This window comes from Arthrobacter globiformis (genome assembly GCF_030817195.1).
GTDB lineage: Bacteria > Actinomycetota > Actinomycetes > Actinomycetales > Micrococcaceae > Arthrobacter > Arthrobacter globiformis_D.
In genome coordinates this window covers 269,680-289,924 of record NZ_JAUSYZ010000001.1, presented here as the reverse complement: position 1 = coordinate 289,924, position 20,245 = coordinate 269,680, and the positions used below count along the sequence as shown (strand labels likewise).

The following is a 20,245-nucleotide window of genomic DNA, read 5'->3' as shown; positions in this document are numbered from 1 at the left end:
TTCTTGGTTTACATCGCCCCAGTCCGAGAGGTTTAACAATGAGCGAAACCGTAAGTGCACCGACAACAGATCTTGAAGAGCTCATCGATTCGTCTATCGCGTCCCGTGAGAGCCGCGTCGTTGACTTCGACACTCTGAAGTTCCAGACGAAAATGGGAGACAAATTCCGGCGTGGCCAGGTCCGCTACATCGGCTCCGGAGCGACCGGGGACCACTCGGATGACAACAACATCCTGCAGGCCGAACACTTCACGTTCTCCAACATGGTTCTGCCTGCCGGATGCGTAGGACCTGAGCACACTCACCCTGACGTCGAAGAAGTATTCTTTGTCCTCGAGGGACAGGTGGAGTTCAGCGTCCACGATGTCGAGGACGGCACCAAGAAGGCCAGCCGTGTTTTGGGCTACCGCGACCTCATTCGTGTTCCTGCAGGCGTGCCGCGGAGCCTTCGCACTGTCAGCGAAGACGACGCGCTGATCTGCGTAATCATCGGTGCGAAAAAGCCGGAGATTCCCTTCTACCCGCCGACCTCCGAGATGCACGGAGTCACTCGCTAGAAGTGTTCCTCCAAGAAGCGCGGGTACCAGCTGGAGCTGGCACCCGCGCTTCTTGGTGCATCTGTCAGGTACCAGCAGAAGACATTATTTTCGTTTGTGAAATTGAGCAGCAGCATCAGCTGCATGACGATGGAGTCGACATTGGCCAATCCACTTCCCCCATGCCAACCAGCACGCCACCCAGGGAGGGCAATCGCTGTCCTCCAGAACGAGGCGGTGAGTAAGTGACCGCGGCAGTGGAAACGCCCCCAGTCAGCCAGGACGGGCAAACCCATAAATCAGCAGGACACGTCATTGTTGATTCGCTTGTCGCACACGGCATCAGGCGGGCACACGTTGTCCCCGGCGAGAGCTTCCTGGATGTACTTGACGGGCTTCACGACTCGACGATCGAGACCATCGTCTGCCGCCACGAGGGCGGGGCCACCTACATGGCCGAAGCTGACGGCAAAATGAACCAGATGCCTGGCATTGCCATGGTGACCCGAGGCCCGGGTGCGGCCAACGCACATGTCGGACTGCACACGGCGTGGCAGGATTCAACGCCGATGGTGCTGTTCGTGGGTCTGATTCCTTTCGCACGCCGGGACCGTGAAGCTTTCCAGGAATTCGACATCAAAGCCTGGTTCGATACCGGAGCTAAGCGCGTCATGGTTCTGGATCACGCAGAGCGCGCTTCCGAGATCGTCGCCGAGGCCATGTTCGCAGCCATGAACGGCCGGCCCGGCCCCGTCGTTATCGGGCTGCCCGAGGACGTCATCAGGCAACAGATCCCTGCCGAACTTCACCCGCCAATCCCTGTGGCCACCGGAGGCATGACTACAGTGGACTCCGACGCCCTGTCCTCGGCCCTGGCAGCATCGACCAAGCCACTGTTCGTCACCGGTGGAAACGACTGGACCCAGGAGGGTGCCGAACAGCTCACCGCCTGGTTGGAAAAGCACCATATTCCAGCAGCGGCGGAATGGCGGACCCAAGGGACTGTTCCGTTCAGTTCCCCGTCCTACGTCGGTCCCATCGGTTACGGTCGCCCTCGTCCCACTTATGACCTGCTCGAAGAGACGGACCTGCTGATCTTTGTCGGTACCGTCCCAGGTGATGTCATCACCGACGGCTTCCTGTGCCGGCAGGACTGGGCCAAGAAGAACTTTCTTGTCACGATCGACCCCTCGCTCCGAGGCAGGTCAGGGCCAGTCTCCTACCAGATCGTCGCCAAGCCCGACGTGTTCATCCGCGACCTCGCAAAGATCGAACTCCCAGTCAAGGACGAATGGAAAGCCTGGACGGCACGGATGCGCACCGAGCAGGAATCCTTCGCCGCGCTCCCCCAAGCGAGGCCTACCCTCGGCCATGCCCGAATGGACACCTTGATGGCCAACCTCGTGCCAACCCTCCCCCATGACGCGATAGTCACCCTCGGCGCCGGCGAGCACACCAACTGGGCACACCGCTACTTCCCCACCCAGCGCTACGCGTCCATGATCAGTGCCCGAAACGGCTCCATGGGCTACTCCGTCCCCTCCGCCATCGCCGCATCCCTGGAATACCCAGGCCGGCGCATCGTGACCATCGCAGGGGATGGCGAATTCCTCATGAACGGCCAGGAACTGGCCACCGCCGCCCAATACGGCGCCACCCCCTTGGTCATCGTCATGGACAATCAGGAATATGGAACCATCCGCACCCACCAGGAACGGCACTACCCGGAACGAGTGTCCGGAACCCAGTTGAAGAACCCTGAATTCGCGCTCATGGCGCAAGCCTTCGGTGGGTTCGGCATCAAAGTCGACCGCGATGATGACATCCCAGCCGCAATTGCAGCGGCACTGAACGCTATCGATGAAGACCGTATCTTTGCGCTCATCCATCTAGTGGTCGAGCAAAGAGTCAAGGCCTACTAGGTCGCCTTTGGCCCTGCCGCAGGCATTAATCCCCGCCGCATCGCCGGTGCTGCTCAATGAACGGAAAAAATTGACTGTCCCCACACTTACCGAGCCTGAACTGCTCAATAGCGTCCCTACGGGCCTGCTGATTGGAGGGCAGTGGCGCGAGTCATCCGACGGCGGCACATTCGATGTGCACGATCCCGCCACAGGTGGGGTGCTCGCAACCCTCGCCTCGGCCACCAGTGACGACGCCGTTGCCGCTTTGGACGCCGCCGACGCCGCCCAGGCGTCCTGGGCGCGGACCGCGCCCAGGGTGCGGGCGGAGATCCTGCGCCGGGCCTTTGACCTGGTCACCGAGCGGGCCGAGGACTTCGCGCTCCTGATGACCCTGGAGATGGGCAAACCGCTGGCCGAAGCCCGCGGCGAAGTCACCTACGGCGCCGAGTTCCTGCGCTGGTTCTCCGAAGAAACCGTCCGCGACTACGGCCGCTACCTCACCACCCCCGAGGGCAAGAACAAGATCCTCGTCCAGCACAAACCCGTCGGCCCTGCCTGCTGATCACGCCGTGGAACTTCCCGCTCGCGATGGCCACCCGCAAGGTCGCCCCCGCCGTCGCGGCCGGCTGCACCATGGTTCTGAAACCGGCCAAGCTCACACCATTGACGGCGCAGCTGTTCGCGCAGACCATGCTCGACGCCGGCCTGCCCGCCGGCGTCCTCAACGTCGTCTCATCCGCCAGCGCCTCCGGGATCTCCGGGCCGCTACTCAAGGACCCGCGGCTGCGGAAGGTCTCCTTCACCGGCTCCACCCCGGTCGGCAAGCGCCTGATGGCCGACGCCGCGCAGAACGTGTTGCGCACCTCGATGGAACTGGGCGGGAACGCCCCGTTCATCGTGTTCGAGGACGCCGATCTCGACAAGGCCGTCGAAGGGGCCATGGCGGCCAAAATGCGGAACATGGGCGAAGCCTGCACCGCCGCCAACCGGTTCCTCGTCCAGGAAACCGTCGCCACAGAGTTCACCGCCAAGTTCGCCGCCGCCATGGCCGCCCTGACCACCGGCCGCGGCACCAACCCCGGCACCCAGGTCGGCCCCCTGATCGACGCCGGCGCCCGCGACGACGTGCACGCCCTCGTGGCCGCCGCCGTCGACGCCGGAGCCACCGCCCTCACCGGCGGTGCCCCCGTGGACGGGCCCGGCTACTTCTACCAGCCCACCGTCCTCACAACGTCCCCAACAACGCGGCGATCCTCGGCCAGGAAATCTTCGGACCCGTCGCCCCCGTCACCACCTTCACCACCGAGGAGGACGCGATCCGGCTAGGGAACGCCAGTGAATACGGCCTCGCCTCCTACCTCTACAGCCGCGACTTCAACCGCCTCCTGCGCGTGGCCGAACAAATCGACTTCGGCATGGTCGGCTTCAACGCCGGCGTCATCTCCAACGCCGCAGCACCCTTCGGCGGAGTCAAGCAGTCCGGGCTCGGACGCGAAGGCGGCTCCGAAGGCATCGCCGAATACACCACCACCCAATACATCGGCATCGCCAACCCCGACATCTTCCCGGCTAATGCGCGAAGCAGCAGATGAATCGCCTTCGCTGCCCAGGGGCTTCATCGGGGCATCACATCAACGAAGTTCAGGGTGAGCTGAAGCAATCCTCGCCACCCCTTTAGTGCCAAGCATCAGATGGACATCTGGAGACATTGTTCTTGTTCAAAGCGAGGCGCAACGCGAATCTTCCGGCCAAGTTGATGCCAGGACTAAAGACGGTCTAGTCCTTTGGCTTCATCTGGCGGGCGGCGCAGGTCGCCGGCTATTTTCGCGGAAAGGACGGCTTTATGGTTTGGCGTCCAAGACGACAGGTAACCAACAGTTCAGGCTCGCATCTGATACCGGCAACTGAAACGGTTGCTTAGGCTTGAACCGAGTTCAGCTTCCGGGGGCTGGCGGCAGCGTGGTGTGATCCTGCCGTTACGAGCGCAGCTTCGAACAGCACGAACAGCGAGGGCAGGCGGAGCTCGTGTCCAAGCCGGCGGCGAACCGGCGTGCATTAACCATTGCAGCTTAGTGATAAGTAACTTAGAATCAAGATAGTTAGTTTATCTGACGTATTCCTTGGTATCTAACTAAGGGAGGGAGACTTTGGTCATGTCAGGATCCGACCACGTACCCCTTCTGTTCGTCAGTTCTACTTTGCTTACCCGCTGACCAGCGTGCACACAAGACAGGCCTTGCTGTACTGAGGCTGGGAAGTGACCCGGACCCGACAACAAGGTGAAAACCATCGACGATCATCGGAGACCGTCGAACCCACACCGGGAGACAGCAGTCATGAGAGTTTTTTTGAGCATCCTGAATACGTTCCTCGACGTCCCTGTCGGCTTTAACGACTGCGATCAGGAGCGCGTGATTCATCGTCGCGATGAAAGGTTCCCCGCCGGCACTATCTCATCATCTCCTTGGGAGGGATGGTGGCATCACGAGCCGATAGCCGGTGCCGCCGGAGGATCACTCTGACCTTCTCGCGACGTTAGCCCTACAGAATTGCCCCAAGATCCCAACCACTCCGTTCATTCTTGCCGAAAGCGCAGCAAGGTAGAGAGGGACAGATGTCTGAAACGGAAACTCGGGCAATGGTCCCTGGGACCAAGCCACTGTGGCAGGTAGAACAAGCCCTAAAGGACGTCTTTGACCCGGACCTCGGTGCCAACGTCGTTGACCTTGGTCTCCTCTATAAACTGGAGCTAGGGACGGATTGCGCGGTAATCATTAGCATGATGCTGCCTTCCGCGGCTGCGACGTGTCCCTTTTGCACGATCATCGAGGAACAAGTCGCAACGGCACTGCAGGGCATATGTGGTGCATGGCGCTTGAACTGGGTTGGAATACCATACTGGGGGCCGGACCGTATTACCGAAGAGGGCCGCCACCAGATGCGGATTTTCGGCTCCAAACCTTTGAGCGGGATTTCACGTCCCTGCCGACCTCTTTCCCCGTGGTATTCGACGAAGTAGGCCGCCCTCCACCAGGCTTCTGCAGCGCATGGACGGACTAATGTTAGTTGCCAATTCTTCTTGGTGTTGGCCAGAACCTGTTGACGCCAAAGGCTGGCACACACAACAGGTGACGATTCGCATGTTCTTATCCATACCTGCGGGTTTCAACTCTAAGCAGCGGTTGAGCTTTAGCAGGCTGGAACTCTTTGATTACTAAGGAAAAGGCCATTTCGTGATTCAGACAGCTCCTCCCGTCCAAAGGGCCACCAAAATGGCAGCTACTGGTGAACACGCATCAATCAGTGGATGGTGGCGACCCGACGAAGACTTGCAATCGTTGCGGTACGTGCAGGAGGGGGAAATCATGCCCTCCTTGGCCGGTGCACGCACATGTTGGACTCTCGTCAATGAGCTGCCACCATCATGGCACGTACACGAACGGTGAATCTTTCCGTACAGGGGCATGCCAACTCGGGACCTGCCAATGAGGTGAGGTCGAACACGGCCTCTTGCGTGGCCGGCCTCGTGCAGGTCCGCGGACCCGGCGCACCGACCATCTTCATTTGGTTGAGGTACACCCCAACCTGACGTCAGGACAAAGCACGAAAAGCGTCAGGATAGGGTCCGAATTCCAATTTCCTGCCGCCCACCGGTCGATGTCTAAGAGCCAAAGCTGACACTCGAGGAGGCGGACCGCGAGACTACTTGTAATACAAGTAATTAACTTGTATCCTAGGTGAGCGGGCGATGTTGCCCCTGATCCCCAAGGAGAACCCATGAGTACCGTCGACCTCATCCGGCACGTCAAACTTTCCACCGCCCGCCTTCCGCTGGCTGTCCCGATCAGCGACGCCAAGGTATTCACCGGCCGCCAGAAGCCCATGACGGAGGTCGTTTTCCTCTTCGCCGAGATCACCACCGAGCAGGGCCACACCGGTCTTGGCTTCAGCTACTCCAAGCGTGCAGGCGGCCCCGCCCAGTACGCCCACGCCAAGGAAATCGCCGAAGAAATCATCGGCGAGGACCCCAACGACATCGGCAAGCTCTACACCAAGCTGCTCTGGGCCGGCGCCTCCGTGGGCCGCTCCGGCGTCGCCACCCAGGCCCTTGCCGCCATCGACATCGCCCTGTACGACCTCAAGGCCAAGCGCGCCGGGCTCCCCCTGGCCAAGCTCCTGGGCTCCTACCGCGACTCCGTCCAGACCTACAACACCTCCGGCGGCTTCCTGAACGCCACCATGGAGGAGGTGAAGGCCCGCGCCACGCAGTCCGTCGAAGAGGGCATCGGCGGCATCAAGATCAAGGTGGGACTCCCTGACTCCAAAGAGGACCTGCGCCGCGTGGCCGGCATCCGCGAGCACATCGGCTGGGATGTGCCGCTCATGGTGGACGCCAACCAGCAGTGGGACCGCGCCACCGCCCTGCGCATGGGCCGCCAACTCGAAGAATTCAACCTCATCTGGATCGAAGAGCCGCTGGACGCCTACGACTTCGAGGGCCACGCCCACCTCGCCCAGGTCCTGGACACCCCCATCGCCACCGGCGAAATGCTCGCCTCCGTGGCCGAGCACAAGGGCCTCATCGCCGCCAACGGCTGCGACATCATCCAGCCCGACGCCCCGCGCGTCGGCGGCATCACCCAGTTCCTCCGGCTGGCAGCCCTCGCCGACGAACGCGGCCTGGGCCTGGCCCCGCACTTCGCGATGGAAATCCACCTGCACCTGGCCGCCGCCTACCCGCGCGAACCGTGGGTGGAGCACTTCGACTGGCTGGACCCGCTGTTCAACGAACGCCTCGAAACCAAGGACGGCCGCATGATCGTTCCGGACCGCCCGGGCCTCGGCGTCAGCCTCAGCGACCAGGCCCGCGCGTGGACCACCGAGACGGCGGAATTCGGCGCGTAACCTTGAATCCATGAGCCGGAACCTGACCGCGGACCTCGCCGCCGATCTTCGCACCCGCATCGTCGACGGCGTCATCCAGCCCGGTGAGAAGCTTCCGAGTGAAAACACCCTCATCGGCGAGTTCGGCGTCAGCCGGACTGTGGTCCGGTCCGCGCTCACGCGGCTCCAGGCCGAAGGACTCGTGGAAACCGAACGCGGGAGGGGCAGCTTTGCGCTGACCCCGCCCCCGGGAAGTCCGACGTCGGGCCAGCCCACCAGGGCTGTGGTCACCGCCGAGGACCGGCTGCACCTGCTGGAATTCCGGATCGGCGTCGAAACCGAAGCGGCAGCGCTTGCCGCCGGAAACCGGACAGAGCGGCAACTGAACGCCATGCGGCAGGCGCTGGCGGAATTCACGGGCAGCGGCGAACATCCTGCACACGCCATGAAGGCCGACTTTGAGTTCCACAAAGCCGTCGCGGCAGCCTCGGGAAACCCCTTCTACACTGACTGCCTAGCGGCGCTGGGCCAGACGATGATCGCGATGCCGCGCACCCGACTGATGACCGGCGTCGAGCATTACGCCCGGGACCACTTCGAACAGGTGGTCCACGAACACGGGTCCATTTTCGCCGCCATCGCGGACGGTGACGGAGCCGCAGCGTCCGCAGCCATGCGCAACCACCTGGCCAACTCGCGGCGCAGGCTCCGGGCCGGCCGCGAATAGGCTCCTCGAATCACGCCCCGCCGGCCGCTCAGTCCGCAGCGACCCCATCACCTGCAGGCGACTCGATCAGCTCCAGAAGCCTCAGAACCGCAGGGTTGGCCGTCTCCTCGTTCCACGCAAGCTCGAGTTCCACCCGGTTCAGCTCCTGCACGCCATTCCGCCCGTCGATCTCGTGGAATTCCACGCCCGCGGGGGCGAACGCCATGGCCGAGGCGGGAACCAGAGTCACTCCCAGCCCTGCCTGGACGAACGCCAACAGCGCCGGCACCTGGCTGGCGTACTGGGTGATGTTGGCATGTGCGCCGGCGCTGGCGAACAGCCGCAGCACCAGGTCGTGGAAGTAGCGGGCCTCCTTGGTGGAGTACATGAGGCAGCGGAAGCCTGTCCAAAGATCCAAGCGGCAACGGCTCGCCGTTGCGCGGTGCCATCGTGCCCAACAACGAACTGCCTTCGGGCAGCGCCACCACCAGGCGGTCCTGCATCAGTGGCCGGGACACCACCCCCGGCCGGGCCACGATGGGTCGCAGCAGGCCGATGTCCACGCTCCCCTTCACCAGCCCGTCCATCTGGTCCGTGGAAACCAGCTCCCGGAGCACGAAGGACACCCGCGGGATATTCTCTGCTGCGCGGCGCAGCATCAGCGGCAGCGCACTGTGGCCCGCTATCGCCGTGTACCCGACGGTGATGGTGCCTGCCTGCCCTGACGAGACCCGCCGGACGTCCAAATCCGTCTTGATGCACATGTCCAGGATCTGCCGTGCCCGCGGCAGCAGCGTTGCACCCGCTGCGGTGAGCTCCACCTTCCGGCTGGTCCGGCCGAAAAGCTGCGCGCCCAGTTTCTTTTCGAGCATCTGGATCTGGCGGCTCAGCGGCGGCTGCGTCATGTTGAGCCGCTCCGCCGCAGCACCAAAGTGCAGTTCTTCAGCAACGGCCACAAACGCTTCTAACTGAGGCAGCGAAAACATCCATACCCTTACTGAATTGTCGAGTGCAGAAATTAGTTTGGACTTGAATTGATAACTCACCTTATGGTCGTGAACAAAGCAGCTTTTATCAACCCCAAAAGGGCCAAAATGCACAGGCAATCCAAGGAGCACAGCGCAGTGAACCAGGCATACGACCCCGCCCAGCACCTCAACCAGGCCCGGATCACCGGCGTCTCCATTACGCCGGTGGCCTTCAAGGACCCGCCTCTCCTCAACGCCGTGGGTGTCCATGAGCCGTTTGCCCTGCGGGCCATCGTCGAGGTCCACACGGACGCCGGCGTTTCGGGCTTCGGTGAAACGTACGGCGACGCCGGCCACCTCGCACGGCTCCAGCTGGCGGCCTCTGCACTGCCCGGGACGGACGTGTTCAACATCAACGAGCTGCGCAGCCGGATCGCCCAGGCGCTGCAGCAGGACACGATCGAGGGCGGCCACGGCATGAGCGGCATGGTCACGGGTTCGAGCACCGCAGACCGCGTGCTGTCCCCGTTCGACGTCGCTGCGCTGGATATCCAGGGCAAGCTGCTGGGCAGGCCCGTGAGCGACCTCCTCGGCGGCGCCGTCCGCGAATCAGTCCAGTTCAGCGGCTACCTGTTCTACAAGTGGGCAGGCCACCCGGGCCAGGCAGAGGACAGTTGGGGCGCCGCCCTGGAGCCCGAGGGCATCGTCAGGCAGGCCCGGACCATGGTGGACACCTACGGCCTCAGCGCGCTGAAGCTGAAGGCCGGCGTCTTCCCGCCCGAGGAGGAGATCGCGGCCATCCAGGCACTCCGGGCTGAATTCCCCGACTTGCCGCTCCGCATCGACCCCAACGGCGCCTGGAACGTGGAAACCTCCATCCGGGTGGGCAAGGAACTGCACGGGGTCCTGGAATACCTTGAGGACCCCACTCCCGGGATTGACGGCATGGCCGCCGTCCGCCGGGAGGTGGGCATGCCGCTGGCAACGAACATGTGCGTGGTCAGCTTCGCCGATGTGGCCCCCGCCGTGGCGGCCGGTGCCGTGGACGTCATCCTCTCGGACCACCACTTCTGGGGCGGCCTGCGCCGGAGCCAGTTCCTGGCCGGCATCACCGAGACGTTCGGCCTGGGACTGTCCATGCACTCCAATTCCCACCTGGGCATCAGCCTTGCCGCCATGGTCCACCTTGCGGCGGCCACCCCCAACCTCGACTACGCGTGCGACACCCACTGGCCGTGGAAGGACCCGTCCGAGGACGTCATCGCCGGTGGCGTGTTCGCGTTCACGGACGGCGCCGTGCAGGTTCCCACCGGTCCGGGCCTCGGAGTGGAAGTCGACCGGGACGCCCTGGGACGCCTGCACCGCCAGTATCTGGACTGCGGACTCAGGAGCCGGGATGACACCGGCTACATGAAGCGGCTCCGCCCGTCCTACGAGCTTCAGAGCCCCCGGTGGTGAAGGCCGGGCCGGGCCAGCCGGACGGACTGGAATCCCTGAAGATCGTGGTCACCGACCCCATCATCAGCCGGTTTGCCGACCAGTTAAAGTCCGACGGCGGCACTCACCACTGGGACATGGCGGCGGCTTGGACCGCGGAACGCCGGCTTGACGCACTGGCGGGGGCCGACGTCGTCGTCTGTTCCTCCCTCAGCCCCGCGGAGGCCGAGACGGCCTCCGCGGTGCGCCTGGTCCACGTCACTGGCGCTGGCTACGACAAGATCTCGTTCCCGCAGCTGCAGCCGCCGGCGCTGGTGGCCAACACCTTCCACCACGCGCGGCCCATCGCGGAGCATGTCCTCATGGTCACCCTGATGCTGTCGCGCAATGTTGCCGCTGCCGAACGCGCGCTCCGCCGGGGGGAATGGCGGACCATCGCCACCGACGCCGGCGTGCCCTTCCATCCCGTCCTTGCCGACCTGACCCTGGGACTGGTGGGCCTGGGGTCCATCGGTGCCGAGGTGGCCCGTCTTGCCGGATCGCTGGGAATGACGGTCCGGGCTGTCCGGCGGAACCCGTCCGCCCCTCTTCCCGACGGCGTCCGGCTCGACTGGGTGGGCGGGAACGAACAGCTCCCTGAGCTGCTGGCCGCGTCCGACGTCGTCGTGGTCACGGTACCGCTGGATGCCGGCACGAAGGGGATGATCGGGGCGGCTCAACTGTCCGCCATGAAACCGTCGGCTTTCCTCATCAACGTGGCCCGCGGCCCGGTGGTTGACCAGGCGGCGCTGTATGCGGCGCTGAAGGACCGGCGCATCGCCGGAGCGGGGATCGACGTGTGGTGGGGGCAGCCGGCGGACGGCGTGGTCCCGCCGTCGGAGCGGCCCTTCGCGGAACTGGAAAACACAGTGCTCACACCGCACCATTCCGGCCATGCGCGCATCACGTTTGAACGCCGGGCGGCCGACATTGCCGCCAATATCGGCCGGCTCGCCCGCGGCGAGGGCCTGGTGAACCTGGTGGCACGTCCCGTTCCGGCTAAATAGCAGTCAAAACGAGCTGCACTATAACTTGATGGAATCGAGCGGGAAATGGCACTCCGCGAGGTGACGCGTGCCGTCAGGGGCCGCCAGCACCTGCGGTTCCGGTGACACTTCGGCACAGATGTCCTGCGCCTTCCAGCACCTCGTCCGGAAGCGGCAGCCCGACGGCGGATCCAGCGGCGACGGAAGCTCGCCCCGAAGAACGATCCTGTCCCGCTGCGTTCCGCTGACATCCAGTTTCGGGGACGCCGACATCAGGGCCGCCGTGTACGGGTGCCTGGGGTGGTCAAAGACCTCATCGGTGGCGCCCGTTTCGATGATGCGCCCGAGGTACATCACGGCCACCCGGTCCGCCACATGCCGGACCACCGTCAAATCGTGCGAGATAAAGATGTACGAAACTCCGAGTTCCTTCTGCAGCTCGTTGAGCAGGTTCAGGACCTGTGCCTGGACGGACAGGTCCAGGGCGGACACGGGCTCGTCGAGGATGATGACGTCCGGGTTCAGTGCCAACGCTCGGGCGATGCCGATGCGCTGGCGCTGTCCGCCGGAGAACTCCTGTGGCGACTTGCGGGCATCGGAAGGGCGCAGCCCCACCATCTGGAGCAGTTCGCGGACCCGGGCCTCGCGTTCCTTCGACGTCGGATACAGGCTCCGGTGCGTAGCCCACGGTTCGGCAATGATGTCGCCGGCGTTCATGCGGGCATTCAGGGAGGCGAACGGGTCCTGGAACACCATCTGCACCCGCCGGCGCCAGTTCAGCAACTCCTTGCCGCGGAGCCCGAACGGGTTGGTCCCCTCAAAGCTCACCGATCCTTCGTCCGGCGTTTCCAGCATCATCAGGGTCCGCGCCAGGGTTGACTTGCCGCAGCCGGACTCGCCGACCAGGCCGAGGGTTTCCCCGCGGCCGACTGTCAGGCTGATGCCGTCCAGGGCCTTGAGCCGGGTGTTTCCGCTGGCGCTCTTGGCCACATGGAACGTCTTGGTCAGGCTGTCAATGGCCAGAAGCGGCTCAGGCATTGTTGATCTCCTCGCTGAAGTGGCAGGCGGCGGTGCGGGGCGGTCGCGGCGAGCCGCCGTCGGCGTCGTTGACCGGACTGTTGACCTGGCTGCTGACCGGCCGGAGGGCGGGCCGTTCTGCCCGGCAGATGTCCTGTACCAGCGGGCAGCGCGACTGGTAGACGCAGCCGGCAGGGATGTCGTGGAGCTCCGGCGGGCTGCCCGGAATGGACTTCAGCTGGGCGCCGCGCTCCAGGTGGACGGGCACCGACTCCAGTAGCCCCTTGGTATAGGGATGCCGGGGATGGGCGAAAACCTCGGATACGGGTCCGCTTTCCACGACGTTCCCGGCGTACATCACGGCCACGGAGTCGGCTTCCTCCGCGACGACTGCGAGGTCGTGGGTGATGAGGATGACGGCCATCTGGCCCTCTTCGCGGAGGGTCCGTAGCAGCTGCATGATCTGGGCCTGGACGGTGACGTCCAGGGCGGTGGTGGGTTCATCGGCAATCAGCAGGCGGGGATTGAGGGCCACGGCCATCGCGATGAGGATGCGCTGGCGCATGCCGCCGGAGAACTGGTGCGGGTAGGAGTTGACCCGTGATTCCGGCTCGGGAATGCCCACACGCTTCATCAGGTCTATCGCTTCAATGCGCGCCTGCCTGGCATTCAGGCCGCGGTGGATGCGGAACGCCTCGCCGAGCTGGGTTCCTACTGTATATACCGGGTTCAGCGCGGTCAGGGCGTCCTGGAAGACGATGCCCAGGCCGGGGCCGGCGAACTTGAGCCGTTCCTTGGGGCTGAGGGCGGCTAGATCGGTCCCGTTGAGGAGGATCTCGCCGTCGGCCAGGTCGCAAACCGGATCCATGATGCCGGCCAGGGCCTTCGCGGTCATGGACTTGCCGCAGCCGGATTCGCCGAGCAGCGCCAGGGTTTCCCCGGCGCGGGCTTCGAATCCCACACTGTTCACCGCGCGCACGGTGCCGCGGTGGGTACGGATGTCAACGGCGAGGTCGCGGACCTGCAGGACGACGTCGTGCGCTTTTGCCCCGCTAGTGACGGGGGCAGCAGTTGTTTCTGCGGCACGGGAGCGTTTCACGGGAGCCTGTTCGGCAGCTGTTTTCACGGCTGGGTCTCCTTCACTGGAATGCGGGCGATCAGCCGCTTGCGGGGAAGTGCCAGGCGCCAGCGTTGGGCCGGATCGGTGGCGATCCGCAGCCACGCGGCGAGGACGTTAGCGGCGATGGTGGTGACCACGATCGCGACGCCGGGGAAGATGGACAGCCACCACGCGGTCTGCAGGTACTGCCGGCCTTGGGAAACCATGAGGCCCCAGCTGACGTCCGGCGGCTGGATGCCGATGCCCAGGAAGCTCAGCGAGGACTCGGCGAGCATCACGTAGCAGAACTCGAGGGTGGCCAGCGTGAGCAGGGTCGGCAGCACCACGGGGATGACGTGCCGGACGATGATTGCACTGGGCTTGGCCCCGAACGTGCGGGCAGCATCCACGAACGTCCGGCTCTGGAGCTCCGCCGATTCGGCGCGGGCGGTGCGCAGGTAGATGGGAATGCGGGTCAGGGCCAGGATCAGGACGATGTTGGCTGCGCTGGGGCTGAAGACGTAAAGCACGACGACGGCGAGCAGCAGGGAGGGGAAGCTCATGATGACGTCGGCGATGCGCATGGACACGTTCTCCCGCCAGCCGCGGTGGTAGCCTGCCCAGACGCCCCACAGCGAACCGATGACCAGGGCAACCGCGACGGCAGGCACGGCGACAGACAGGGTGGTCCGGCTGGCCACCACCAGCCGGGCCAGCACGCTCCGGCCCAGCGAATCACTGCCCAGGAAGTACTCCCAGCCGTGCGCCAACGTGAACGGTGCCTTGTTGGCGAACAGCAGGTTCTGTTTGGTGGCCAGGTCCCCCATCAGGGCGGGTCCGATGAGGGCCGTCAGGCCGACGAAGACCAGGATCAGCGCCGACACAGTGGCGAAACGGTCCTTGAGCAGGAGGCCGAACAGGCCCAGCTTTCCGTCCTGTTTGCTTTCCTTGGTGTGCTCCTGGGGCTGGGTGTCCGGCGGCAGCTGCTCCGCTGCCGGCCCCTCGGTGAGTGAACTCTGCATGGCTACTCCTAGGCCTTAACCGTGACGGGACGGACGCGCGCATCCAGCAGCGCGTACCCCATGTCGATGAGGATGTTCAGGGCGAAGATCGCGACGGCGGTCAGCAGGACGGCTGCCTGCAGGACGGCAAAGTCCCGTTGCAGAATCGAGTCGATCATGAGCTTGCCAATGCCGGGCCAGCCGAAGATGGTCTCCACCACGACTGCGCCGTTGACCAGTCCCACGGTCAGGTCGCCTGCCACTGTCAGGGCCGGGGCCGCGGCGTTGCGCAGCGCGTGGTGCGTGACCACCCGGAGCTCGCCGGCACCGCGGCTGCGGGCCAGCTTGATGTAGGGCTCCGAGAGCGCCGACACCATGGAACCGCGGACAATCTGGACCAGCACCCCGAACGGCCGCAGCAGCAGGGTGGCGATGGGCAGCACCCAGGCGCTGGCTCCCGACACACCTGATGTCGGCAGCCAGCCCAGGGTGATGGCGAATACCCAGATGCCCACGATTGCCAGCCAGAAATCCGGGATTGAAGCCGCAGCCATGGAGACGAAACTTGAGATCCGGTCCGCAATGCCGTTCGGCTTCAGCGCGGCCCAGCACCCCACCACGAGTGCCAGCAGCACGGCCAGCACCATGGTGGTGGCCGCGAGCTGCAGGGTGGCGGGGAATGCACGCAGCGCCATGGCTGCCGCATCCTGCCCGGTGCGCAGGGACTGTCCGAAATCGAGCCGGAACACCCCGCCGAAGTAGTCGGCCATCTGCACCAGCAACGGCTGGTCCAGGCCGTTGCGTGCCGTGAAATCGTCACGCATCTGCTGGGTGGCGTTCAGGGGCAGGTACAGGCTGGCCGGATTTCCCGTCATCCTGGCCAGGGCAAACACCCCGACGATCACCACCACCAGCGGCAAAGCGCTGGAGACAATCCGCTTCCTCAAGTAGATCAGCATGGCTGTCCTTCTCTCCCGGAAGTCCGGGCTAGCTTGCCGGGGCCATTTCCGAGACACGCAGCTCATCCCCGCTGGACGAGTTGGGCGTGTAGTTCACGGACTTGGCCTTGCCGATGATGCCGGTCTGGTGCGAGATGTGGGCGAACTGCACAACCTTGTCGTTCTGGTAGGCGAAGATCTCCTCGAAGTCCTTCTTCCGCTCGTCGCCGGACGCGGCGTCGGCCTTCTTGATCATGGCGTCAAACTCGGGGGTGCCGAAGTAGCTCTGCGCCCCGGTGGACAGCATGTACTGGTCCACGGTGAAGGCTGCATCGCCCGCCTGGTTGCCGTGCTGGGTCATCAGGGCCACGGCACCCTCGTCCTTCGGGAACGGACGGACCTGGTAGGTCAGGTGCTGGCTGGTTTCGAGCATCTTCAGCTTGACGTTCAGGCCGGCCTGGCCGAGCTGCTCCTGGAGGACCTGGCCCAGCTCGGTGATCTTGGGGAACTGGGCGCTGCGGACCACCAGCGAGATCTGCTTGGACGTGTCCACGCCGTCGGCCTTTGCTTCGGCAACAAGGGACTTGGCTTTGTCGAGGTCGAACGGCCATCCCGTCAGTGCGGAGTTGTGGCCCACGACGCCCTCGGGAACCAGCTGCGCGGCCACCTTGTGCTTGCCCTGGTAGAGGGAGTTGACGATTCCCTCCTTGTCGATCGCGTAGTTGATGGCCTGGCGGACGCGGATGTCATTGAGCGGCGCGGCGTTGGCGTCGAGACGCAGGGCAACTGTTTCATTGTTGGGGTAGTCAACGCCGAGGTCGCCGATGTTGTCGTCCGGGCTCAAGCCCATGGCGACGTCGGCCTCACCGCTGGTGACCATGGCCGCCCGCACGGAGCTTTCGGAACGCCACTGGTACTCGGCCTTGGCGTAGGCGGGCTTGTCCCCCCAGTAGCCGTCCCAGGTGGAGAGCGTGATCTTCTGGCCGGCGTCCCACTGCTCGATCTTGTAGGGGCCCGTGCCGATCGGCTCACGGACCTTCGCAGTGGTGCTGGTCGACGTCGGAACCACCTCAAGGAATGAAAGGCGCAGCGGAAGGATGGGATCGGGTTCGGGAGTCGTGACCGTCAGTGTGCTGGCATCCACGGCCTTGACTTTGAGGTCGGCGTCGCCAAAGACGTAGCCTTCCACGTTGCAGCCGAGCTTGGAGTTGACCGCCCTGTCGATGGTGAAGGCGGCCGCTTCGGCGTTGAAGGGCGTGCCGTCCTGGAACTTCACGCCTTCACGCAGCTTCAGCGTCCATTCCGTATCGCTGGTGGCCTTCCATTCTGTGGCGAGCTTCGGTTCGAGTTCGCCCGTCTTGGGGTTCCGTTCAATCAGCGGCTCGGTGACGTTCGAGCGGACCACCACCCCGGTGGAGGTCAGGTTCGACTCACAGGCTTCCAAGGTGGGGGGTTCCTGCCCCAGGACCACGCGGACAGTGTTCGAGGAGGGGGCCGCGGCGTCGGAATTGGCCACTGAGCAGCCGCTCAGACCCAGCACAGCGACCGATGCCAGGGCGGGCCACTTCAGCACGGCGGCGGGAAAGGGGAGCTTTGAAGAAGACGTCATTGTATTTCCTCCGGATCGGGTGATTGCGGCAGCGCCTGCTCCTGCACGAGTGGAAGAAGGCAACAGGATCAGGTGCTTGGGGCCGCGCTGGACTCAAGCTATTTGAGGTCCAGGGGGTCCACAAGGATTTTGCGGGGCGCCGCCGGTGCCGCAAGGACGGCTAGGCCGGTACCGGGACCCTGTGAAGGCCACCACCTCCCCTGGAAATCCGCGTGGTTCCGCGGGATGCGGGATACCGATACAGTCCGAGCATCGATTGATGCCATTTACATGTTGGACCCGTATGGATCGGAATCCTTAGGGTGCAGCTATGAAGAACATCGCTGTCCTGCAGGTCGGACCACTCATGCCCACCGTCCAAGAATCCATCAGGAAGGACTACGGCGCCGTGCGGCTCCCGGATGGCGCCGTCGAGCAGGAGGAGTTCCTGCGGACGCATGGCCCGTCCTTTGCAGTCGCCGTCACGTCGGGGCGGTTCGGCGTGGGCACCGACCTCATGCGCGCCTTGCCCAACCTGCGCGCCGTCATCAACTTCGGCGTCGGCTACGACACCACTGACGTTACCCAGGCTGCCCAGCGGGGCATTACCGTCAGCAACACGCCCGACGTCCTCAACGAGTGCGTGGCGGATACCGCTATCGCCCTGTACCTGGACGTGCTGCGCAAAACCAGCGCGGCGGACCGCTATGTCCGCCGGGGGGAATGGCTCAGCAAGGGCAACTTCCCGCTGGCCACCAAGGCCAGCGGCAAGAAGGTGGGCATCCTTGGGCTCGGCCGGATCGGACGGGTCATCGCGCGAAGGCTGGAAGGTTTCGACTGCGACATCAGCTACCACAGCCGCAATCCGGTAGCCGACGTCGAATATCGTTATGCCGCCTCCCCCGTCGAACTCGCCGCCGGCTGCGATGTCCTGATTGTGGCCGCCGCCGGCGGGCCCGGCTCAGCCGGACTGGTAGGCGCCGACGTCATCCAGGCACTCGGACCCGACGGATATCTGATCAACATCGCCAGGGGCACCGTTGTGGATGAGGAAGCCCTCGTGGCTGCCCTGCTGGCCGGGCGTCTAGCAGGCGCTGGATTGGACGTTTTTGTGGAGGAGCCGAAGGTCCCGGAGGACCTCCTCAGCCTCGACAACGTGGTCCTTTTGCCCCATCTCGGAAGCGGGACCCACGAGACCAGGGCCGCTATGGCCGAACTGACCCTTGCCAACCTGCGCTCCTACGTCACCACCGGTTCTGTCCTGACAGCGGTAAAGGCCGACGTCGGGGCCCGCTAAGCGGGCGGTGCGCCGGCCGAACCAGGAGGGTGAGCAGCGAGGATGCGAGAGTAGTTCCCTGCGGGTATCACGCCATGCAACATGCGTGTTGGACGGGCATGAATGACACTGCTTACAGTTAATACGTGCTGTGGCGAGGACCACAACGGCCTGGCCCGTAGTCCCCGCAGCGTGATCTTGCTGCTCTATCAAAGAGGATTCCCCCCATGCAGTCTGTAGACACCGCTGTCACGGATCTGGCTTCGGCCGTGAAGAAGTTTTTCCGGCGCGTGCTGCCCGTCATGCTGGTCATGCTCGTGTGCAACCAGCTGAACCGGTCCAACATTGGCTACGCCCAGGACCATCTGCAGGCTGACGTCGGCATCGGCGCCGCGGCGTACGGCTTCGGCGCCGGGCTGTTCTTCATCGCCTACGCCATTTTCGAGCTTCCGAGCAACGTCATGATGGAAAAGTACGGCGCCAAGATCTGGCTGACCCGGATCATGGTCAGCTGGGGCATCGTGTCCTTCCTGATGGCGTTCGTTCAGAACGAGATGATGTTCTATGTTCTGCGCTTCCTGCTGGGTGCTGCGGAAGCCGGCTTCTTCCCGGCCGTCATCTTCTACTTCGCCCGCTGGGTGCCCGCCGGGCAGCGCGGCAAGGCGACCGCTGTCTTCATTGCCGGATCCTCGGTGGCGGCTGCCCTGTCCGGCCCCATCGCCGGCCTGCTCCTGAGCCTGCACGACGTCCTGGGCCTGCGTGGCTGGCAGTGGCTGTTCGGGTTCGAAGGCGTGCTCTCCGTCGTCGTCGGTATCACCGTGTTCTTCTTCCTCGACGCAAAGATCCAGGACGCCAAGTGGCTCACGGCCGGCGAGAAGGCGGCACTCACCGCAACCATCGATCAGGAAGACGCCCAGCACACCAAGGCCGACGGCGGCAAGGCCAACCGCTGGAAGATGCTCCTGAACCCGCAGATTCTCCTGCTGTGCGGCATCTACTTCTCGGTGCAGCTCTCCATCTACGCGAACACGTTCTGGCTGCCGAGCATCGTCAAGCAGATCCCCGGCACCACGGACCTGAGCGTTGGCTTCCTCTCCTCCATCCCTTGGGTGTGCGCCGTCGTCACCATGTACTTCGCGGCCAAATGGCAGGACAAGGCTAAGTCCAAGCGCCCGCTGCTGGTCGCCGCACTCCTCGTGGCCGCCGTCGGCACCCTCGCGGCGGCTGTCGCTACCCCGGTCCTTGCCCTGGTGTTCCTGGCCGTCGCGGCCATGGGCTTCAAGAGCGCGTCACCGCTGTTCTGGACCATCCCCCAGTCGGCCCTGCACCCTCTGGTCCTCGCTCCCGCCATCGCGATCATCAACTCCCTGGGCAACCTCGGCGGCTTCGTGGCCCCGTTCGGGTTCGGCATCATCAAGGAGCAGACCGGAAGCGTGGTGCCGGGCCTGTTCGCCCTGGCTGCGGCGTCCACCGTGGCAGCCATCCTCGTGTACTTCCTCAAGGAGCGTAAGCCGGCCTCCGACGTTGCGGAGCAGGCACCAGCCGCCGGCACAACACGGCTGGAGCCGTCAACGGCGAAGTAGGCCATCGACAGCGATTTGATCGTCCCGCCCGATTGGGACGGGATTATTCGGACAGAGCGGGGCGGGTGTCGGAAATGCCGGCACCCGCCCCGCGGCGTTGCTGCAAGTCTCTGACGTTGCTGCTGGGCTCTGGTGTTGGCCCGCCTGCCGTCGTACGCTCGGAGCAACCGTGCGGCCGGGGGAACCGGCACGGCTAATTTTCCCGTCTTCGGTCCCCTGGCTGGCGGCTTCCGGGACAGGCCCGCGAAAACCCGCGGGTCAGCCGGCACAGGGAACGGGGATC

15 protein-coding genes and 2 pseudogenes are annotated in these 20,245 nt (G+C 64.4%); 10 read left to right on the top strand and 7 right to left on the bottom strand.

Annotation, left to right across the window (positions count from 1 at the left end; all coding sequences use genetic code 11):
* Positions 1–38: 38 nt before the first annotated feature.
* From QF036_RS01360 to QF036_RS01335, 6 genes and pseudogenes are all read left to right on the top strand, one after another.
* Positions 39–557, top strand: a complete 519-nt coding sequence (locus tag QF036_RS01360) for a cupin domain-containing protein (protein ID WP_307098520.1) — start codon at positions 39–41, stop codon at positions 555–557.
* Between the two features lie 224 nt (positions 558–781).
* Positions 782–2,458 (top strand): thiamine pyrophosphate-dependent enzyme, encoded by a 1,677-nt coding sequence (locus QF036_RS01355; protein WP_307098517.1) that lies wholly within the window; start codon positions 782–784, stop codon positions 2,456–2,458.
* Between the two features lie 70 nt (positions 2,459–2,528).
* Positions 2,529–4,032 (top strand): annotated as a pseudogene (locus tag QF036_RS01350) (NAD-dependent succinate-semialdehyde dehydrogenase).
* Between the two features lie 1,022 nt (positions 4,033–5,054).
* On the top strand, positions 5,055–5,459 hold the full coding sequence (locus QF036_RS01345; RefSeq protein WP_373460048.1) for a metal-sulfur cluster assembly factor: 405 nt from the start codon (positions 5,055–5,057) through the stop codon (positions 5,457–5,459).
* Positions 5,460–6,217: 758 nt separating this feature from the next.
* Positions 6,218–7,345, top strand: a complete 1,128-nt coding sequence (locus QF036_RS01340; RefSeq protein ID WP_307098515.1) for an L-talarate/galactarate dehydratase — start codon at positions 6,218–6,220, stop codon at positions 7,343–7,345.
* Between the two features lie 10 nt (positions 7,346–7,355).
* On the top strand, positions 7,356–8,051 hold the full coding sequence (locus QF036_RS01335) for a FadR/GntR family transcriptional regulator (protein ID WP_307098513.1): 696 nt from the start codon (positions 7,356–7,358) through the stop codon (positions 8,049–8,051).
* Positions 8,052–8,079: 28 nt separating this feature from the next.
* Here the strand turns inward: QF036_RS01335 and QF036_RS01330 are convergent, their stop codons facing one another.
* Positions 8,080–8,418 (bottom strand): LysR substrate-binding domain-containing protein, encoded by a 339-nt coding sequence (locus QF036_RS01330; RefSeq protein ID WP_307098512.1) that lies wholly within the window; start codon positions 8,416–8,418, stop codon positions 8,080–8,082.
* A 100-nt stretch (positions 8,419–8,518) separates the two neighbouring features.
* Positions 8,519–9,016, bottom strand: a pseudogene (locus tag QF036_RS01325) (LysR family transcriptional regulator); the annotation flags it as partial.
* Positions 9,017–9,154: 138 nt separating this feature from the next.
* Here QF036_RS01325 and QF036_RS01320 point away from each other — a divergent pair.
* Positions 9,155–10,456: a glucarate dehydratase family protein gene (locus QF036_RS01320; RefSeq protein WP_307098510.1), complete on the top strand. Its 1,302-nt coding sequence runs from the start codon at positions 9,155–9,157 to the stop codon at positions 10,454–10,456.
* On the top strand, positions 10,453–11,481 hold the full coding sequence (locus tag QF036_RS01315) for a 2-hydroxyacid dehydrogenase (protein ID WP_307098509.1): 1,029 nt from the start codon (positions 10,453–10,455) through the stop codon (positions 11,479–11,481). The genes QF036_RS01320 and QF036_RS01315 overlap by 4 nt, the downstream gene beginning before the upstream one ends.
* Before the next feature lie 18 nt (positions 11,482–11,499).
* Here the strand turns inward: QF036_RS01315 and QF036_RS01310 are convergent, their stop codons facing one another.
* The 5 genes from QF036_RS01310 to QF036_RS01290 are packed head-to-tail and all read right to left on the bottom strand — an operon-like array spanning position 11,500 to position 17,124.
* The gene (locus QF036_RS01310) at positions 11,500–12,498 is read right to left on the bottom strand and encodes an ABC transporter ATP-binding protein (protein ID WP_307098507.1); all 999 of its coding nucleotides are present in this window, start codon (positions 12,496–12,498) and stop codon (positions 11,500–11,502) included.
* The gene (locus tag QF036_RS01305) at positions 12,491–13,603 is read right to left on the bottom strand and encodes an ABC transporter ATP-binding protein (protein ID WP_307098505.1); all 1,113 of its coding nucleotides are present in this window, start codon (positions 13,601–13,603) and stop codon (positions 12,491–12,493) included. The genes QF036_RS01310 and QF036_RS01305 overlap by 8 nt, the downstream gene beginning before the upstream one ends.
* Positions 13,600–14,598 (bottom strand): ABC transporter permease, encoded by a 999-nt coding sequence (locus QF036_RS01300; RefSeq protein WP_307098503.1) that lies wholly within the window; start codon positions 14,596–14,598, stop codon positions 13,600–13,602. Before QF036_RS01300 ends, QF036_RS01305 begins: the two co-directional genes overlap by 4 nt.
* Before the next feature lie 8 nt (positions 14,599–14,606).
* Entirely contained in the window at positions 14,607–15,536 is a 930-nt protein-coding gene (locus QF036_RS01295) for an ABC transporter permease (RefSeq protein ID WP_003800279.1), read from the bottom strand.
* Positions 15,537–15,564: 28 nt separating this feature from the next.
* Positions 15,565–17,124 (bottom strand): ABC transporter substrate-binding protein, encoded by a 1,560-nt coding sequence (locus tag QF036_RS01290; protein WP_307098499.1) that lies wholly within the window; start codon positions 17,122–17,124, stop codon positions 15,565–15,567.
* Between the two features lie 310 nt (positions 17,125–17,434).
* Here QF036_RS01290 and QF036_RS01285 point away from each other — a divergent pair, with 310 nt between their 5' ends.
* A complete protein-coding gene (locus QF036_RS01285) occupies positions 17,435–18,400 on the top strand; it encodes a 2-hydroxyacid dehydrogenase (RefSeq protein WP_307098497.1) in 966 nt (321 codons plus the stop codon).
* A gap of 206 nt (positions 18,401–18,606) precedes the next feature.
* Positions 18,607–19,962: an MFS transporter gene (locus QF036_RS01280; protein ID WP_307098495.1), complete on the top strand. Its 1,356-nt coding sequence runs from the start codon at positions 18,607–18,609 to the stop codon at positions 19,960–19,962.
* Positions 19,963–20,245 lie beyond the last annotated feature (283 nt).

What these genes read in the sequence shown, in the direction of transcription:
- QF036_RS01360 (WP_307098520.1), top strand. Translation starts at nt 39, where the DNA reads ATGAGCGAAACCGTAAGTGCACCGACAACAGATCTTGAAGAGCTCATC.
- QF036_RS01345 (WP_373460048.1), top strand. Translation starts at nt 5,055, where the DNA reads ATGTCTGAAACGGAAACTCGGGCAATGGTCCCTGGGACCAAGCCACTG.
- QF036_RS01340 (WP_307098515.1), top strand. Translation starts at nt 6,218, where the DNA reads ATGAGTACCGTCGACCTCATCCGGCACGTCAAACTTTCCACCGCCCGC.
- QF036_RS01335 (WP_307098513.1), top strand. Translation starts at nt 7,356, where the DNA reads ATGAGCCGGAACCTGACCGCGGACCTCGCCGCCGATCTTCGCACCCGC.
- QF036_RS01330 (WP_307098512.1), bottom strand. Translation starts at nt 8,418, where the DNA reads ATGTACTCCACCAAGGAGGCCCGCTACTTCCACGACCTGGTGCTGCGG.
- QF036_RS01310 (WP_307098507.1), bottom strand. Translation starts at nt 12,498, where the DNA reads ATGCCTGAGCCGCTTCTGGCCATTGACAGCCTGACCAAGACGTTCCAT.
- QF036_RS01300 (WP_307098503.1), bottom strand. Translation starts at nt 14,598, where the DNA reads ATGCAGAGTTCACTCACCGAGGGGCCGGCAGCGGAGCAGCTGCCGCCG.
- QF036_RS01295 (WP_003800279.1), bottom strand. Translation starts at nt 15,536, where the DNA reads ATGCTGATCTACTTGAGGAAGCGGATTGTCTCCAGCGCTTTGCCGCTG.
- QF036_RS01290 (WP_307098499.1), bottom strand. Translation starts at nt 17,124, where the DNA reads ATGACGTCTTCTTCAAAGCTCCCCTTTCCCGCCGCCGTGCTGAAGTGG.
- QF036_RS01285 (WP_307098497.1), top strand. Translation starts at nt 17,435, where the DNA reads ATGAAGAACATCGCTGTCCTGCAGGTCGGACCACTCATGCCCACCGTC.
- QF036_RS01280 (WP_307098495.1), top strand. Translation starts at nt 18,607, where the DNA reads ATGCAGTCTGTAGACACCGCTGTCACGGATCTGGCTTCGGCCGTGAAG.